General features: G+C 56.4%; 18 protein-coding genes. 11 read left to right on the forward strand and 7 right to left on the reverse strand.

What is annotated here, in order from left to right:
• Positions 1-183: 183 nt before the first annotated feature.
• Positions 184-390 (reverse strand): hypothetical protein, encoded by a 207-nt coding sequence (locus tag ABD827_RS11680; RefSeq protein WP_344964937.1) that lies wholly within the window; start codon positions 388-390, stop codon positions 184-186.
• Between the two features lie 143 nt (positions 391-533).
• Here ABD827_RS11680 and ABD827_RS11685 point away from each other — a divergent pair, with 143 nt between their 5' ends.
• Positions 534-794: a helix-turn-helix domain-containing protein gene (locus ABD827_RS11685; RefSeq protein WP_344964938.1), complete on the forward strand. Its 261-nt coding sequence runs from the start codon at positions 534-536 to the stop codon at positions 792-794.
• A gap of 238 nt (positions 795-1,032) precedes the next feature.
• Positions 1,033-1,968 (forward strand): pca operon transcription factor PcaQ, encoded by a 936-nt coding sequence (gene pcaQ, locus ABD827_RS11690; RefSeq protein ID WP_344964939.1) that lies wholly within the window; start codon positions 1,033-1,035, stop codon positions 1,966-1,968.
• Between the two features lie 48 nt (positions 1,969-2,016).
• On the opposite strand, the gene ABD827_RS11695 is transcribed toward pcaQ, so the two are convergent.
• From ABD827_RS11695 to pchA, 5 genes are all read right to left on the reverse strand, one after another.
• Positions 2,017-2,997, reverse strand: coding sequence for an MBL fold metallo-hydrolase (locus ABD827_RS11695; RefSeq protein ID WP_344964940.1), 981 nt, complete (start codon positions 2,995-2,997; stop codon positions 2,017-2,019).
• 174 nt (positions 2,998-3,171) lie between these two features.
• Complete coding sequence (locus ABD827_RS11700) at positions 3,172-4,743, reverse strand: FAD-binding oxidoreductase (RefSeq protein WP_344964941.1); 1,572 nt, start codon at positions 4,741-4,743, stop codon at positions 3,172-3,174.
• A gap of 14 nt (positions 4,744-4,757) precedes the next feature.
• Positions 4,758-5,396 carry a hypothetical protein gene (locus ABD827_RS11705; RefSeq protein WP_344964942.1) on the reverse strand — a complete coding sequence of 213 codons (639 nt, stop codon included), beginning with the start codon at positions 5,394-5,396 and terminating at the stop codon, positions 4,758-4,760.
• 2 nt (positions 5,397-5,398) lie between these two features.
• Positions 5,399-5,728, reverse strand: coding sequence for a c-type cytochrome (locus ABD827_RS11710; protein WP_344964943.1), 330 nt, complete (start codon positions 5,726-5,728; stop codon positions 5,399-5,401).
• A gap of 34 nt (positions 5,729-5,762) precedes the next feature.
• Positions 5,763-7,232, reverse strand: coding sequence for a 4-hydroxybenzaldehyde dehydrogenase (gene pchA / locus ABD827_RS11715; protein ID WP_344964944.1), 1,470 nt, complete (start codon positions 7,230-7,232; stop codon positions 5,763-5,765).
• A gap of 478 nt (positions 7,233-7,710) precedes the next feature.
• Here pchA and pcaDC point away from each other — a divergent pair, with 478 nt between their 5' ends.
• The 7 genes from pcaDC to ABD827_RS11750 all read left to right on the forward strand — a co-directional run bounded on the left by pcaDC (position 7,711) and on the right by ABD827_RS11750 (position 15,026).
• The gene (gene pcaDC / locus ABD827_RS11720) at positions 7,711-8,889 is read left to right on the forward strand and encodes a bifunctional 3-oxoadipate enol-lactonase/4-carboxymuconolactone decarboxylase PcaDC (RefSeq protein ID WP_344964945.1); all 1,179 of its coding nucleotides are present in this window, start codon (positions 7,711-7,713) and stop codon (positions 8,887-8,889) included.
• A gap of 2 nt (positions 8,890-8,891) precedes the next feature.
• Positions 8,892-9,590: a protocatechuate 3,4-dioxygenase subunit beta gene (gene pcaH / locus ABD827_RS11725; RefSeq protein WP_344964946.1), complete on the forward strand. Its 699-nt coding sequence runs from the start codon at positions 8,892-8,894 to the stop codon at positions 9,588-9,590.
• A gap of 3 nt (positions 9,591-9,593) precedes the next feature.
• Entirely contained in the window at positions 9,594-10,193 is a 600-nt protein-coding gene (pcaG, locus tag ABD827_RS11730; RefSeq protein WP_344964947.1) for a protocatechuate 3,4-dioxygenase subunit alpha, read from the forward strand.
• A gap of 271 nt (positions 10,194-10,464) precedes the next feature.
• Complete coding sequence (locus ABD827_RS11735) at positions 10,465-11,790, forward strand: class-II fumarase/aspartase family protein (RefSeq protein ID WP_344964948.1); 1,326 nt, start codon at positions 10,465-10,467, stop codon at positions 11,788-11,790.
• A 17-nt stretch (positions 11,791-11,807) separates the two neighbouring features.
• Positions 11,808-12,755: an AEC family transporter gene (locus tag ABD827_RS11740; RefSeq protein ID WP_344964949.1), complete on the forward strand. Its 948-nt coding sequence runs from the start codon at positions 11,808-11,810 to the stop codon at positions 12,753-12,755.
• 186 nt (positions 12,756-12,941) lie between these two features.
• Complete coding sequence (locus ABD827_RS11745) at positions 12,942-13,895, forward strand: SphA family protein (protein ID WP_344964950.1); 954 nt, start codon at positions 12,942-12,944, stop codon at positions 13,893-13,895.
• Positions 13,896-13,967: 72 nt separating this feature from the next.
• Entirely contained in the window at positions 13,968-15,026 is a 1,059-nt protein-coding gene (locus ABD827_RS11750; RefSeq protein WP_344964952.1) for a maleylacetate reductase, read from the forward strand.
• A gap of 3 nt (positions 15,027-15,029) precedes the next feature.
• Here the strand turns inward: ABD827_RS11750 and ABD827_RS11755 are convergent, their stop codons facing one another.
• Positions 15,030-15,935 carry a helix-turn-helix domain-containing protein gene (locus tag ABD827_RS11755; protein WP_344964953.1) on the reverse strand — a complete coding sequence of 302 codons (906 nt, stop codon included), beginning with the start codon at positions 15,933-15,935 and terminating at the stop codon, positions 15,030-15,032.
• A gap of 129 nt (positions 15,936-16,064) precedes the next feature.
• Here ABD827_RS11755 and pobA point away from each other — a divergent pair, with 129 nt between their 5' ends.
• On the forward strand, positions 16,065-17,249 hold the full coding sequence (pobA, locus tag ABD827_RS11760) for a 4-hydroxybenzoate 3-monooxygenase (RefSeq protein ID WP_344964954.1): 1,185 nt from the start codon (positions 16,065-16,067) through the stop codon (positions 17,247-17,249).
• 184 nt (positions 17,250-17,433) lie between these two features.
• Positions 17,434-17,586 carry a twin-arginine translocase TatA/TatE family subunit gene (gene tatA / locus ABD827_RS11765; RefSeq protein ID WP_344964955.1) on the forward strand — a complete coding sequence of 51 codons (153 nt, stop codon included), beginning with the start codon at positions 17,434-17,436 and terminating at the stop codon, positions 17,584-17,586.
• The last annotated feature ends 155 nt before the right edge of the window (positions 17,587-17,741 follow it).

Consider the following 17,741-nt stretch of genomic DNA (forward strand, 5'->3'; position numbering starts at 1 on the left):
GCCCTGACACTGCCATGATGATGTTGAAAGTAGTCATAATACTGCACGGTTAATTCTGGCAACTTGCTTAAACGTTTGGCCAGACGTCGCGTGGCGTTTCCCGGCGCCGATCTGTCCGATCTGCTGCCATGGAGCGTTGAGCTGGATACCGAGTAGACACCGGCTTACCGGTTAATTAGCCGCTTATATTCCGATGTCACCATTAGCCAACAGGCCTTGCAGCATGGTTTCTTCCACCCACTCCCAAATAAACAAAATCTTCCGGCCACCAAAGGGACGGATGTAGTGCACCCCTTCAAACAGCACAGAGCCTTTCAGACACTGACGAATGGTGCGTACGTCGTACTTGATACGAGAAGACAGCTCTTCAGTGGTTAGATAGGTATTCATACCAACCTCCAATTGACTCACATATGACTCATTTAAACCTTATAAGATGACACTAAATCACCCACCTGTATTATAAAGGCTCTTTTTGCGTCATGTATGATTCATTTGGTATACTTAAGAAAATTATGCCTTATGGATGACTCATGATTAGAATCTTGCTTATCAAACTGTTGGACGAAAAATCATTCCGTGAAAAGCGGCGCATCACGCTGTCCGAGGTCAGTGAGAAAACGGGGATCAGCAGGGCCACATTGACGCGCATCGCCAATGTTCCTGGGAATGTCACTAACACAGATACTATCAATGCCCTGTGCAAATACTTCGAATGTGAGCCAGGAGAGCTATTGAGCTATGTGGAAGAACAAAAAAAGGCGGTTGAGCAAAACACGCCACCGGCAGGCTAAAAAACAGACTTGAATACTAGTTATACATACACTGTGGCATTCTCTGCAGGTAGTTAATATGGCCTAATTCAACTGACAATTAATTATTAATTTTAAATAAGATACTGATATAAATTTTTATTAAAAATAAAATCCTCCTACAACATGCCAGATACAATGGGTTTATAATGAATAATTCAGCATCTGTATGAGTATTGTTTGTCCTAATCGCATATTAAGCTTAGCTACAGAGGCAAAAATGATAGAAAATCGAATCAAGTTCCGGCACCTGCAGTGTTTTATAGAAGTCGCCCGCCAAAACAGCGTCACTCGCGCTGCCGATGTACTATCGTTGACACAACCGGCTGTATCCAAAAGCCTGAAAGAACTGGAAGAAATGCTTGAAGTGAAACTGATGAACCGCAGTAAAAAAGGCATTGAACTTACCCAGTTCGGTAAAGTGTTTCTCAAATATGCAGGAGCCAGCCTGTCCGCCCTACGCGAAGGGACCGACAGCATCATCCAGGCCCAGATGAAGGGCTCAATGCGTATCAGTGTAGGGGTTCTGCCCACGGTCGCGGCCAATGTGTTGCCGGCCGCCGTGATCCATTTTCGTCAGTCGGGAATGGATGTCACCCTCAACCTGAGTGCTGGCCCCAATACCCTGCTGCTGGGACAGTTGCGGGTCGGCGAGCTGGATCTGGTGGTCGGCCGGCTGGCCGAGCCCGAGCTGATGACCGGACTGTCTTTTCAACATCTCTATTCGGAGCGTGTGACCTTCGTGGTCCGGCCCGGTCATCCCCTGCTTCACCGAACCCCGTTCAATATCCAGGACATTCGCCACTTCAACGTGCTCTTCCCCACCAGAGAATCAATCATCGCCGTGGCGACCGAACGTTTCCTGATCTCCCAGGGGATTGGCCTGCTGCCGGATCGCATAGAAACCATCTCGGTCTCGTTCGGCAAGGAATATATTCGTCAGACCGACGCCATCTGGATCATTTCCCGGGGGGTGGTGGCGCGCGAGATAGAGGAAGGGGAGCTGGTCGAGTTGCCATTGGATACAAAAGAAACCCTGGGACCCGTGGGCCTGACCACCCGGGCCGATACCCTTCCCACACCCGCAGTGGAGATGTTCATGAACAGTATCCGCAGCGCGGCCGTCTCGGTAGCCGACAAGAACGGGGAACTGTAATAAAAAGAGGACGCTAAGCGCCCTCTTGATCAAGAAACCAAACGGCCCTTATTCGTAGATATCCAGATCGCTGGCCAGCACGGATTTTCCATCATAATGCTGCGCCAGCTCCGCCACCATGTCTTCATCTGTCTTGCCAAAGAACAGCGGGTGGTTCATCACCAGCAAACCGGGCTTGACCGCCTTGGCAATCTCGGCCAGCTGCCTGGTGCTGGTGTGGGCATGGTACATGTACTGCTGCCAGTCTTCCGGCATGGCGGCGATGGCGCCTTCATGCATCACTTCGTGGATCAGGATATCCGCCCCCTTGAAGTGCTCGTAGTTGGCTTCGTCCATGCGGGTATCGCCACTGATGACGATGGTCTTGGTGGGGGTTTCAACCCGGTAGCCAAACGACATGCCCTCATCCCAGCTGCCATGGGGCACCCGGAACGCCTTCACCGTCACCTTGTCGTCCTGGTGCACTATCTGGGTTTCGCTGATCTCGGTCACCTCCCCCTTGTAACCGTTGGCATTGGCCGGCTGGGTGCCGTACAGGCGATGATCGATATCATCCTTGAATGCCGCCAGGCTGTTGTCGACCAACTTCTGAGTCCCCTTGGGGCCTATCACCTTCATCGGCTGATCCCGGCCCAATATCCAGGGACGCAGCAGCAACTCGGGCAGGCCCAGTACATGGTCAGAATCCAGATGGGTAATAAATACCTTGTCCATGGCGCCATAAACAGACTCATTAGTAAACATCACATCCGGCGGCATAAAGTCCTGGCCGGCCAGCGCCTTGAAGTTGCGCACAAAGCCGGGGCCCGCATCAAACAGGTACATTTCCTTGTCGACCACCACCAGGATGGCCTGACCGGCCCGCTTGTGCTGCAAGGTCGGGGTGCCGGTGCCGAGCATCACCACATGGGTCTTACTCTGCTCCTTCACTTCGGCGGCCGACGCCGACTGGCTCTCGGCCAGGGCGACAGAAGGGGCCAGGCCTGCCAGGGTCAGGGCCAGAATCAAGGGCTTGAGGGTTCCTTTCATGAAAAATTCCTTATTGACTCAATTTAATTGTTCGCTTCGGGCGGATGTTTTTTCATCAATTGACCGAGTCGAGGGTACAAAAAACCGGAGCCTGTTTTTATCGTCTCAGTAACGAGATAAAACCGGCTCCGGATAGCTATTTATCGCAACGATGTCATCGACACCGCTGGCTGCTTACCAGTCGGTGAACTTGTCCAGATCGATACCGGATTTACCCGGCGCCAATATGTTGTTCGGATCCAGGGCCTTCTTGAGAGTATGTTCCAGACGACGCTTCACCGGGCCGTAACTGTCGGCCACCCGATCCATGAAGCGGGTGTTGACCCGGTACACGGCGTAGCCGCGCTTCTCGAACTCGTCGAGCAGCTCGTTGAAACAGGCGTCGGCACGCTGGGTCTCTTCCGGGTTGGTACGGTCGTAGAGCACGTCGATGACGTGGTGCATGTCACGCCAGCCGACGATAAACTCGCCCACATAGTCCAGGCCGTGCTTGTTGAGTATCTGCTTGGCCAGCGCATACTGCTTATCGCACTCGACGCCCTTGGCCTGGCTGACCGGGGCAAACCACATGGAGCCGCCGCCCCCGCGCCAGTTGTACAGGCCGAATTCCCGCAGGTTGGGCACACCGGACATCAGCTTGGCACGGTAGGTGAACGGCTCTGTGCCGGCCGCCTCCTCCTCGGTGACGATACGCCCCTTGCCCAGTTGCTTGAGCGCGCCGGTGACGATATTCCAGTTTACCTCCACCTGCTCCTTGGTACCGTACAGGGCACAGTAAACGTTCCAGGCCCCCAGGTGTTTGTCTTTCTGGATCTGCTTGAGAATGGCATCCGGGGTAGCCCCCGGCTCTGTGGTGTAGTCGGAACGACGCACCCCGGCGGTGGACGCTTCCCACAGTACGCCGGCGATTACCACCGAGTTGGGGATCACCTGATTGATGCGCAATGGACGGATAAACTCGACGATTTCGGCGATATCGGTTTCTTCGTCAAACTGGATCTCGAACGGCTTGATCACCGGCGGCTTGTGCATCAGCCAGAAGCCCAGCTTGGTGCAGATACCGTAGTTGGCCTGGGTGAACATGCCGTCCAGAGTCGGGCCGTAACCCCACTTGAATACCTGCCAGGCCTTGTCGCCTTCCACACCGCCCATGCCAGTCCGGTAAACCTCACCGTTGGCCAGTACCAGCTCCATGCCACACTGCATCAGGAAGTGCTCGCCATAGGGGGTATAACCCACGCCGCGATCCATGGTGTTGCCGAGCGGGCCGGCAATGGCCGACGGCGCCGAGAAGGACAGCATCAGCGGCAGGTTGTTTTCCTGGATGTAATCGTACAGCTGCTGGTAGGTCACGCCCGGCTCGACCAGGGCGGTACCCAGTTCCGCATCCACATGAAGGATCTTGTTCATCTTCTTCAGATCCAGGATGATCTGTCCGCGATGATGGGGGGCGGACGTGCCGTAACCGAAGTTACGGCCGGTGGAGATGGTCCACACCGGGATCTTGAACTCGTTACAGATCTTGACCACGCCCTGAATCTGCTCGACGGTGGTGGCGGTCACGGCGGCGGAAGGGGCGTGCTCGGTATCGTCGCTGGGCATCATGATCTTGTTGTAGGGCTTGAGCTGTGCCTCTTCAACCAGCACATTTTCTGCACCCAGCAGGGAACGAAACTTCTCTATCGCCTGATGGAAATCCCCCTGCTCGACACCCGTCGGCAATACCTTATAGTTTTGTTCACTCATGATCTCGGGTTCCTTCAGGTCTCGATGGAAAATGAAACATAGTGGCCGGTCAAGGCTACGGCATGGGCCGGCGGCGCGGCGCGCAGGTAGCGACGACCCGGCTCCGGCGAGGCCAGGGCAAAACCCAGGGCCGGCGCCCACTGGCGACTGGCGGCCAGCGTTTGCTCCGGCAAGGCGGATGGACGGCTGCAGCCGTCGGTCAGGGCCGCAAACTGACCGATGCAATCAGTCACGCCCGAGGTAGCCGACACCCGGTGGCGGGACTGGCCGCCCTCGGTGACATGCTGACCGGACCAGTGCAAACGGGCACCGGCGCTGCGGGCCAGATCCAGAATAAGGGTGCCGCTGGCATCATCGACCAGGCCGATGATGCGCTCGCCGGAAGATCCCTTCAACCGACGCTGCAGGGCCGAAATGAATTCCAGCCCATGATCGGTACGCAACACGGTGGTGGTACCGACGGCCGGGTGCGCCCGGGCGCCGCCGGCAAAGACAGCTTCAGCTTCGTCACCACTCACCAGCACCAGAAGGGGTTTGCGGGTCAGAGGCTCGGCGGCAGTACCGGCACTGGCCAGGCCGGCGCGGCCCAGGGCCAGACCGGCCAGTCCGCCCAGCGCCATGCCCTTGAGTACGGAACGACGTTCAATGCTCATGATTACTCCTGTCCGGGGGCCGGCAGCTGTTGAATGTACTCGCCGACCTGCTGCAGCGAGACGTCATCGATAAAGGAAGCCGGGAACGCCGGCATGGCCCGGAAGCCCTGACGCACTATGGTGCTGATATAGACCGGCGGCAGGCCACGACCGGCCAGCACAGGGCCGATTTCGCCACTGGTTTCATGACAGTGGCCACAGACCTTCTGATAGACATGCTCGCCGCCCTTCCACTGACCATCGCCACTGGCGTTGGCAGAGAAGCTGGCCAGCGCCGCTGGCAATACCAGGCAGGCCGCGGCAACAAATTTGACCTTGATAGATGAAAACATGGATGCTCCTTGCTTAAACAGGCAACGGGTTCGATCAGAATGGATAACGACGCGGCTCGTGCTGCACGGTAATCCAGTGGTCGGTGGTAAACTCCTCGATTGCCCATTCACCGTTGAAACGCCCCAGGCCCGAGCTCTTTTCGCCACCAAAGGCGGCGTTGGGTGCATCATTGACCGGCATGTCGTTGATATGCGTCATGCCTGCTTGAATGCCCTGGGCAAAGCGCACGCCCCGCTCCAGGCTGCCGGTAAAGACGGCGCTAGACAGGCCATATTCACTCTGGTTGGCCAACTCCAGGGCGTGCTGCTCGTCGCGGGCGGTCTGAATACCCACCAGGGGACCGAAAATTTCTTCGCGGGCGATCTCCATGTCGGCGGTGACATTGCCGAACACATGGGGCGGCAGCACATTGCCCTGCGCCTCGCCGCCCACCAGCAGGGTGGCGCCTTCGGCCTTGGCGGTTTCGATTTTGGCGAGCAGACCCTGCAGCTGCTTGGCGTTGATCACCGGGCCCACCACGGTGTCGGGCTTGCTCGGATCCCCGTAGGGCAGCGCCTTGACCCGTTCCGCATAACGGCGGCTAAACTCTTCAAGCAGCGGCTGCTCCACTATGATGCGGTTGATCGCCATGCAGATCTGGCCCTGGTGCAGGAACTTGCCGACCACGGCGGCGTTGACCGCCTGCTCCACATCGGCATCGGCCAGCACCACGAAGGGGCTGTTGCCGCCCAGTTCCAACGCGACATGCTTGAGGTGCTTGCCGCCACTGGCCAGACGACCGATATTGAGGCCGATCTCGGTCGAGCCGGTAAAAGAAATAAAGCCGGGTACCGGATGCTCTACGAAGGCATCGCCGATCTCGGCACCGGACCCCACCACCACACTCAACACGCCCGCTGGCAGACCGGCTTCTTCGAAGATGTGCGCCAGCAGCAGACCACCGGTGACCGGCGTATCGCTGGCCGGCTTGACCACCACGGCGTTACCCAGGGCCAGGGCCGGCGCCAGCGAACGCTGGGTCAGGTGCAGGGGGAAGTTCCAGGGGCTGATCACGCCCACCACACCCAGCGGCTTGCGATAAACCCGGCTCTCTTTACCCGGGATGTCATTAGGCAAGATGCGGCCGTGCACCCGAGACGGGAAGCTTGCCGCTTCCAGGGTAATGGCGCGGGCCGCTCCCCACTCGATTTGCGCCTTGATGCGGGTACTACCCGACTCCTTGATGATCCACTCGACAATTTCTTCCCTGCGCTTATCAAAAATCTCCACCGCTTTCAGCATGACGGCGGCACGCGCAGCCGGCGCCATGGCCGCCCAGCCTCTTTGGGCCTCGCGCGCGGTAACGAAAGCTTCGTCAAGATCTTCCCGGGTAGCCAGGTTCAGTTCCAGCAGAGACTGCTGAGTATAAGGGTTAACGACTTGCAGTTTACGCTCGGAGCGTCCGGGCCGCCATTGACCAGCCAGGGGCTGCAGCTCAAGGTTCTGATAAGAACTGGTTGTCATAAAACATCCTTTCTTTAGATTGGTATCAGCAGTGACAAACTGCCGGTTACGCAGAGAATGACCTTATGGGTTGATCACCAGGGTCATGGCGCCCTCTGCCAGTAAACAGTTACGATCCGGAGTAGACAGTAATGTTATATCAATGTTACCTAAGCCTAATTATTAACAATGGGAGTGAAAAATGAAATTCAAGCTAAATACTATATCGAAAACGATATGCTTAGCCGTAAAGCCTCATGCTTGGCTATTCCTATTTACTCAGAGCTGTATGACCACCAGAGAAAAAAATAAACTACGAGAACCTATCGAATCTAAAATCGAAAGCCTAATTTCTGTCGTCGAACTGCCTCCTCATCACACACCTGCACATTTCATATCGATTTCAATATATTAAATTAATAAAACCTTATTTTACATAATCATTACTTTGGGCAACATTAAGCTCAGTATTTTTCTGTAGCCAACACAGGCCAACATCATGACACAGACCCTGGCAATCAACGGAGTCATGCTCCACTACCGACTGGACGGTCCTAGCCACCTGCCCCTGCTGGTCTTTTCCAACTCTCTCGGCACCGATATGCGGGTATGGGAGCCACTGCTCCCCTTTCTGGCCGGTAAATACCGTTTTTTACGCTACGACAAACGCGGCCACGGCCTGTCGGATTGTCCCCCAGCCCCCTACCATATCGATGACCACATCGAGGATCTGATCGGCCTGCTCGACCAGCTCGAGCTGAGCCAGGTGGCCCTCTGTGGCCTGTCGGTGGGAGGCATCATCGCCCAGGGCGTGGCCGCCCGCCGGCCGGAGCTGGTGAAAGAGCTAATCCTGTGCGACACCGCCCATAAGATAGGTCCTGTCCATGGCTGGGAAGATCGCATCACTACTATCCGCGACAAGGGCATCGATTTTATCGCCGACGCCGTGATGGAACGCTGGTTTGCCGCCGAATTCCGCGGCCAAAAGCCGGTGGAACTGGCCCTGTGGCGCAACATGCTGGTCCGTACCCCGCTGGAAGGTTATATAGGTACCTGCGCCGCCATTCGTGATGCGGATCTGAGCGACAGCTCGGCGCGCCTGACCCAGCCGACCCTGTGTGTGGTCGGCGATCAGGACGGCGCCACCCCGCCGGCTCTGGTGCAGAGCACCGCCGCTCTGATCCCGGACAGCCGCTTCAAAGTCATCAAGGACGCCGGCCACCTGCCCTGCGTCGAGCAACCGGCCGCGTTGGCGGCGCTGATCCTCGATTTTCTTCATCAGCACCACCCAGAACCGAGCCGTTTTGACCAGGGCATGCAGGTACGCCGTGCTGTGCTGGGCAACGCCCATGTCGACCGGGCCAATGCCAATAAAAGTGCCTTCGACGAGCCCTTTCAGACCTTTATCACCGAAGGCGCCTGGGGCTCAGTCTGGAGCCGCCCCGGTCTGAGCAAGCGGGATCGCAGCCTGCTGACCATCGCCCTGATGGCCGCACTCGGCCATGAAGAAGAGCTGGCCATGCATATTCGCGCCACCCGCAATACCGGCGCCAGCAAGGCGGAAGTACAGGAAACCCTGCTGCACCTCGCCGTGTATGCGGGTGTACCCTTCTCGAATGTCGCCTTCCGCATCGCCAAGGAAGTCTATAACGAACTCGAAAACCAAGAGGAACAATGATCATGAGCAGCATTACCAACAGGGACTGGTCCAGCCATCCCGCCTATCTCTCGCCGGAATACAAGTCGTCCACCCTGCGCGGCGTGTCCCAGAGCCTGGTGAAAATCGATCCCGAGCTGGCCGAACTGACCGGCCCGGCCTTTGGCCCGGAAGTAGTAGGACCGCTGGATCACGATCTGACCAAGAACGGCCGGGTCAACGGCGAGCCCCTCGGTGAGCGCATCGTGGTGACCGGCCAGGTATTCGACGAATTCGGCCAGCCGGTGGCCAACACCCTGGTCGAGATCTGGCAGGCCAATGCCGCCGGCCGTTATGTGCACAAGGCTGACCAGCACGAGGCGCCGCTGGATCCCAACTTCCTGGGCTCGGGTCGCTGCCTGACCGATGCCGAGGGCCGCTACAAGTTCTATACCATCAAGCCCGGCGCCTATCCCTGGGGTAACCATCCCAATGCGTGGCGTCCGAACCATATCCACTTCTCTCTGTTCGGACCGTCCATCGCCACCCGCATCGTGACCCAGATGTACTTTCCCGGCGATCCCCTGCTGCCCCTGGATCCCATCTTCGAAGCCACCCCGGCGGCAGCCCGCGACCGGCTGATCAGCGATTTTTCCCTGGATGTGACCGAAGAAGGCTTCGCCCTGGGTTATATCTTCAATATCGTACTGCGTGGTGTAAACGCCACCCCTGTGGAGGCCTGAGCCATGACCATGAAACAAACCCCGTCGCAAACCGTCGGTCCCTACTTCGCCTACGGCCTGACTGCCCAGCAATATCACTATCCTTACTCCCAAGTCGCCGGCAGTCAGCTGGTCAAGGGTGAGGTAAAGGGTGAGCGCATCCGCGTCACCGGCCAGGTGTTCGATGGCCAGGGGGCGGTGGTGGATGACGCCATGATCGAAATCTGGCAGGCCAATGCCGCCGGTCGTTTCAACCACCCGCTGGATAACCGCGCCGACCGCGCTCTGGACGAGGGCTTTCTGGGCTTTGGCCGCTGTGGCACCGGCACCAGCATGGATCTGAGCTTCAGCTTCGATACCGTCAAGCCGGGAGCGGCCCAGGACGGTCACGCGCCCTTCATTACTGTGGTGGTGTTTCTGCGTGGTCTGCTGAGCCATGCCTATACCCGTATCTACTTTGCCGATGAAGCCACGGCCAACGAAACGGATCCGGTGCTGAATCAGGTGCCCGCCGAGCGTCGCCAGACCCTGATCGCCCGGCGTGAAGAAACCGGTACCGGTGTGGAATATCGCTTCGATATTCATATGCAGGGTGACCAGGAAACCGTGTTCTTCGAGGTATAAACGGAATCAACCTAGGTCATCTGCGGGTATACGCATCACCGGCACCGCCGCGCTGGAATGGAAGCGACGCGGCAAGCACTGCCCTGAAAGCAGTGGCGTAAACATCGCCAGGCCTGCGCCAGCAGGCCTGGCGAATATCACTCCCGCCCAAACGGGAGTATCTTGGCAGACCTTGTCCATAGCCATGGCGACTCGTGAGTCATAATGGCTATGGGAACGGTTTCCCTTTTTATACCCTTGAACCAGCAACCGTCATTGCAGCGAGGCCGACATGTTTTCCATCTCTCCTTTTGATTCCGCCCTGTTCCGGGAACTGCTGTCCAACCCGGATGCCGCTCGCTGGCTGGGCGATGAGGCGCAGATCACCGCCATGCTGAAAGTCGAGGGCGAGCTGGCACTGGCCCAGGCCGACTGCGGCCTGATCCCCGCCGAGGCCGCCGACGCCATCGCCCGGGCCGCCGCCATCCTCGAACTGCCCGCCATCAAGCTGGCGTCCGGCACTGCGGCGGCCGGGGTGCCGGTACCGGCCCTGGTCAAGGCACTGAAGCAGGCACTGCCCGCCGAACAGGCACGTTGGGTGCACTTCGGCGCCACCAGTCAGGATATTGTTGATACCGCGCTGGTACTCAATTGCCGGGAGTTGCTCGGCCTCTATGAAGCCCGGCTGACCATGATCATCGACCTCCTGGCCCGACTGGCCCGGGCTCATCGCCATACCCTGACCGCCGGCCGTACTCGAACCCAGCAGGCGGTACCCATGAGCTTCGGCTTCAAGGTCGCCAACTGGCTGGCCCCGCTGCTGCGCCAGCAGGAACGGCTGCAACAACTGAAACCGCGCCTGCTCAAGGTACAGCTGGCCGGGGCCGTCGGTACCCTGGCCGCCATGGGCGAGCAGGCCCCAGCCATCGCCATTCGGCTGGCCGAGCGACTGAACCTGGCCGCCGGCCGCAACTGGCATACCCAGCGCGACAGCCTCGTAGAGCTGGCCAACTGGCTGGCACTGACCACAGGGCTACTCGGAAAAACAGGTCAGGACTGGCTATGGCTGAGCCAGACCGAGGTGGGTGAGATCACCTTCACCAATGGCGGCGGATCCTCCACCATGCCCCAAAAATGCAACCCGGTGAACGCCGAGATCCTGGTCGCCATGGCCCGTCACAATGCCGGTCAGATCGGACAAATGCATCAGGCCATGCTGCAGGAGCACGAGCGCAGCGGCAGCGCCTGGACCCAGGAATGGCTGGTGTTACCCACCATGCTGATGTGTACGGCGGTGGCCCTGCACCACGCCGAAGATGCACTCAACCATCTGGTGATCAACACCGACAGGCTGCAGGCCAACCTGGGACTGTACAACGGGGTAATTTTCGCCGAGGCCGCCACCTTTGCCCTGGCCCGACAGATGCCACGGGATCAGGCGGCAAATCTGGTCAAGGCGGCCTGCAAGCAGGCCATCGGCGGTGATCGCCACCTGTTTACGCTTATCAAGGAGCAATGCGGTATCGAGCTGGACCTGGCCCGGCTGCAGCAGCATCTGCTGGAAGGAGGCGCGACCTCTGCCTGGTTCGAGGAAATACTGGCAGCCACCGACCACTGAATTATTCGATCACATAAATGGAGATACTCTTGCTGGCCATAGTGTCCATTACCGCTCCCATTTTCCTGCTGATTGCTATCGGCTACGCCGCTGTGCGCTGGCGCATGCTCCCCCATGAAGCAATCCCCGGCCTGGGTCGCTTTGTACTCTACTTTGCCATGCCGGGGCTGATCCTCAGTACCCTGGGTTCCATGGACATCGAAGAGATCATCGAGCCTGGCTTTATGCTGGCCTATGGTCTGGGTACGCTACTGATGATGGGGCTGGGGCTGTTATTGACCCGGAAGGTACTCGGCAATGAGCCGGTGCTCGCCTCCCTGAAGGCCATGGGCATGACCATGCCCAACACCCCCTATTTCGGCTTTCCCGTGTTGTTACAGGTAGTGGAAAGCAGCGCTGGCAAGGCCTTTTCCATGGCATTGCTGGTCGAGGCCCTGCTGATCATACCGTTATCGATGACGCTGCTGCAGTTCCATGCCTCGCGCAGTACCGGCCTGTCCCTGGGCCGGGTATTACTCAAATTGCCTAAACAAATACTCCGCAACCCGCTGGTCATCGCCATCGCTACCGGCCTCCTGATTTCGACCCTGGACATAACCTTGCCTAAAGCGGTCAACACCACCCTGAAAATGCTGGGCCAGTCCTCGGCGACGATCGCTTTGTTCATGATCGGCGCCTCCCTAGTCGGCAGTCCGCTCAAGGGCAAGCTCGTCGGCATCACGCCGGTTCTGGTCGGCAAACTGCTTGTCCATCCCTTGCTGGTGGCGTTACTGATCTGGCTGCTGCCGCCCTTCGCGCCCGAACTGCAACTGGCGGCTATCCTGCTGGCAGCGATGCCGATGATGAGCATCTATCCCATTTTCGGCAGTCAGTATGGACACCGCAACTTCACCGCCAGTGCCCTGATGCTGACCACAGTCACCGCCTTCTTCACTATTTCAGTGCTGTTGTTATTCCTCCAATAACCTTCAACTATTCCCGCTGCCGGCCCTTTACTATATCGAAACAAATATAGTAAAGGGCTCATTATTCATTATTCACCACCGATCAATTGTTTTATTTTTGTTGTATCAATGAAACCAATATTTATAAATTTTCAGTAGTTCGGTAACTGCAAGGACGCTGACAACTAACACCATCGAGGTGAACCCATGAATAAAGTTGCAACTTTCCACAGTAAGGAAACTCGTATGAAAAGTGATCACCCAGCCTATTCACCGAACCCGAAAAACAGCTTTAAGATAAAGGCCCTCATGGCCTTACTGCTATGTACTCCCGGCGCAGCCCTGGCCGTAACCGGCCACTATGTACCCGGGGTCGCAGAGGTTAAGGGATCGTCCGTACCCCCACCCGGCACCTACTATCGTGGCTACGCTGTTCGGTACGAAATCAACCAGCTTAGCGACAACAATGGCAACGCTGTACCCGGTAACAACACAGGTTCGGTCACCGCCTTAGCCAACCGTTTTATCCATATTACCGACAAGAAGTTTCTCAATGCCGACTACGGCTTCGATATCATCATTCCTATCCTGCATAATTCATTGGATTTCAATATCTCCGGTATCGACAGCTCAGACGGCGGCGTGGGTGATATTTTTGTCGGTCCGGTTATCCTCGGCTGGCATGGTCAGCAATGGGATGCCGTATTTGCCTCCGGGGTCTGGTTTGACACCGGCAGCACCTCCGAGCCGACCTCCCCCGGCAAGGGGTACAAGAGCACCATGATCACCCTCGGCAGCACCTTCTATCCGGACGCGGCCAAGACCTGGTCCTTCTCGGCACTATCTCGTTACGAAATCAACTTCGATGACGACAAGGGTATCGACCGAGGCGACAGTTGGCTGGTGGAATGGGGGCTGGGCAAGCGCCTGGACAACGGTATACAGCTGGGACTGCTCGGCTATGACGGCTGGCAGTTGGAAGAAAACACCGGCGGCGATTCCGTGCCCGGCAAGCGGGAAAAGCACGCTCTGGGCCTGGAGGCCAGCTACTTCTGGCCGAACCTGGGCTTTGGCATGAGCGCCGCCTACCTGAATGAATATGAAGTCAAAAACGGCCCGCAGGGTGACCTATTCCGAATCAATATGACCAAGGTGTTCTAAACCAGCAGGGCCCGACGTCAAGGGGATTTGAGGCCGGGTCTGCATCATTCACGTTGATAACAAAAGGATGTTATGGCGCAATCTTTCGTCTACACGAGCAACCCTGCCCGCATCGTATTCGGAGCAGGCTCGATCCGGCAGATAGCCAAGGAACTACGCCGACTGGGTGGCACCCGGGCCCTGGTGTTATCTACTCCTTCTCAGCACCCCAATGCCCAGCTCTTGAGCGAACAACTGTGCACCCTGAGTGCCGGTATCTACACCAACGCCATCATGCACACCCCGGTGGCGGTCACCGAGCAAGCCATGACCATCTTTGCTGCGTGCGGTGCCGATTGTGTCGTCTCCCTCGGCGGTGGCTCCACCATTGGTTTGGGCAAGGCCATCGCCTATCGTAATAACGCACCGCAGCTGGTGGTGCCCACCACCTATGCCGGTTCCGAAGTCACTTCGGTACTGGGTCAGACCGAAAATAGGATAAAAACCACGGTCAGTGATATCTCCATCTTGCCCGAAGTCGTGATCTACGACCCCGAACTGACTCTGAGCCTGCCGGTCCAGATAAGTATCACCAGTGGTCTCAATGCCATGGCTCATGCGGTGGAAGGACTCTATGCCCTGAACCGTAACCCTGTCACCTCCTTGATGGCAATCGAGGGGATTCGTACCCTAAAACACGCATTGCCCCTTATCGTTGCAAACCCAATCGACATCCAAGCGCGTACCGATGCCCTTTACGGTGCCTGGCTATGCGGTTCCGTACTCGGCAGCGTCGGTATGGCTCTGCACCACAAGCTGTGCCATACCCTGGGCGGCAGTTTCAACCTGCCTCATGCAGCCACCCACGCAATCACGCTGCCACATACCATCGCCTATAACGCCATTGCAGCAGCCGAGACGCTGACACCAATAACCAAGCTGTTCGGCAATAATATCGGCGATGGCCTCTATGACTTTGCCGTCAGTCTGGGAGCGCCCATAGCGTTGAAGGATCTGGGATTGAAGGAAAGCGAGCTGGACTATGCCGCCGATATTGTAGTCAAGAACCCCTACTGGAATCCCCGACCACTAGAACGTAAAGCGATTCGGGCTCTATTACAGCGGTCATGGAACGGCAGCCGACCCGAATAAAGTTTATTCATGGGTAACGCTAGGGCCTGCTAACCCGCTTAATTGCCCGACTCCAGCCTGTCGAAACTCGCTGGGTGAGAGCCCTGTCAGTCTTCTAAAAAACCGAGAAAAATAAGCCGGCTCACTGAACCCTAAACTGTCAGAGACCTGTGCTACGGTCATGGCCGTATAGATAAGGCTGCGCTTCGCCTCCAGCAACTGTCGTTGATGAATAAACTGCAACGCCGTCTGTTTGCTCACCTGATGGCAGATGGTATTCAACCGTACCACCGAGACCCCCAGAGTTGTTGCATATTTTTGTACCGACCATTGTTCAGGATAATGATGCTCTACCATGCTGGAAAAACGAGCAAAATAGGCATATCCCTTCGGGCGCGGCTCGCTGAACGCATGCTGCTCGATACTTCGCCGTTGCAACCAAGTCAGCAACAAGTTAATCCAGGCTTCCAACGCTAGCTCCCTTCCCGGAGTATAGTGGCTGTATTCCTGCTCCAACGATGTAAACAGAGAATCAAGAAACGTGCGATCCTCTCCTATCTCCAAAATAAGCGAAGAGGCACCAAAAGCTATCGGCATATTCATGCTCTCCTCGAAACGAGAAACCAGGGGGATTGCCAGGGTCAGTACTCCTCCACGTACATTCTGAGAAAAACGAAAACCATGCACACACAAAGGCGTGATCCACTGTAATACTCCCCCCTCAACTATGCTGATTTCACCCTCAATATTAAGCTCAACTTGCCCTTGTTGCACATAGAGAAACTGGTATAAATCGCTGTGTCGATGCGGCTTAATTTCCCAATCATGCAGACTGCTGCGCTGGGCGATAGACTCATAATGCAACAGATCGGGAGTCATCCAACTCCCTTTTTCTCCGTACAGTTTAAAAGTCGGGATTTTTTCCTTCACACCCTCTCCTGTTGTTTAAAAAAGTCCAATTACAACCCTCAATAATCCCTTTATATCGGCCTTAATTTAACTAAAAATACAACTTAACAACATAATAACAACCCATTGATATCTGTCATGGAGAAAGACATGAAAACACAAGTCGCGATTATTGGTGCTGGCCCGGCGGGCCTGTTACTGGGCCAGTTACTGCATAAGGCAGGTATCGACAATATAATTATAGAGCGCCAGACACCAGAATATGTACTGGGCCGTATTCGTGCCGGCGTACTTGAGCAGGGCATGGTTGATCTGCTGCGTGAAGCCGGTGTCAGCGAACGGATGGATGCCGAAGGCCTGGTGCACGATGGCTTTGAACTGGCACTCGATGGCCGGCTGGAGCATATCGATCTGAAAACCCTGACCGGCGGCAAGACCGTGATGGTCTACGGCCAGACCGAGGTGACCCGTGATCTGATGGCCGCCCGCAAAGCCTGCGGCGCCAAGTCCATCTATCAGGCCGGCAACGTTCAGCCTCATGACATGAAAGCCGGCAGACCTTATATCACCTTTGAAAAGGACGGTGAAACCTATCGCCTAGACTGTGACTATATCGCCGGCTGTGACGGTTTCCATGGGGTATCACGCAAGTCGATTCCGTCCGAGGTACTCACCGAGTTTGAGCGAGTCTACCCTTTCGGCTGGTTGGGCCTGCTGGCGGATACTCCGCCGGTACACGACGAGCTGATCTACGCGCGTCATGAGCGTGGCTTTGCCCTGTGCAGCATGCGCTCATCCACTCGTACCCGTTATTATGTCCAGGTGCCGACAACAGAAAAAGTGGAAGACTGGTCCGACGAACGCTTCTGGGAAGAGCTCCGCAGTCGTCTGCCGGCCGAACAGGCCGCCAAGCTGGTAACCGGCCCATCTCTGGAGAAGAGCATAGCGCCGCTGCGCAGCTTCGTGGTGGAGCCGATGCAATACGGCAAACTGTTCCTGCTCGGTGACGCCGCTCACATAGTACCGCCTACCGGCGCCAAGGGGTTAAACCTGGCCGCCAGTGACGTTAATACCATGTACCGTATTCTGGTCAAGGTCTATCAGGAAGGGCGCACCGAACTACTGGAAAAATACTCCGAGATTTGTCTGCGCCGGATCTGGAAAGCAGAGCGTTTCTCCTGGTGGATGACCAGTATGCTGCACGATTTCCCGGAAAACGACGCCTTCACCAAACGTATGCTGCAGACCGAGCTTGAGTATTTTGTCGGCTCCGAAGCCGGGCGTAAAACCATTGCGGAAAACTACGTGGGCCTGCCCTACGAAGAAATAGAATAAATCGTTAATTGAAACCACCGTTCAGATTATCTGCCTCCGGAACAATAGGGGAAAGTCCCGGCGGCCGATATGAAGAGCGGTTGTTTCTTACATGCCGTACGGTTACTTAAACCGGCACACAGGTGGTTTATTCCCTGCATGCCCTGACGGTGAAGATATCGGTCATTAAAGTGGAGATAGACTTATGGGACTGGGTGGTGTTAGTGCATGGCAGCTTCTTATTGTGGTATTTATTCTGGTGCTGTTATTCGGCTCAAAAAAGCTCCGTGGTCTAGGACATGACCTGGGCAGCTCCATCAACGGTTTCAGAAAAACCATAAAAGAAGATGATAAATAAAGACTACCGATTACCCGTGATTTTCAACTTAACATTGACGCCTATTATTGACAGTCAGGTTACCGTTGCCAATTGTTCAGCCCCTACTCGGGGTCACATCGAACATGATAATGATTCATCACAATTTAGCTTTGATTGATGATGACAGCTCTACC

It is taken from the genome of Oceanisphaera sediminis (assembly GCF_039539745.1).
Taxonomy (GTDB): Bacteria; Pseudomonadota; Gammaproteobacteria; order Enterobacterales; family Aeromonadaceae; genus Oceanimonas; species Oceanimonas sediminis.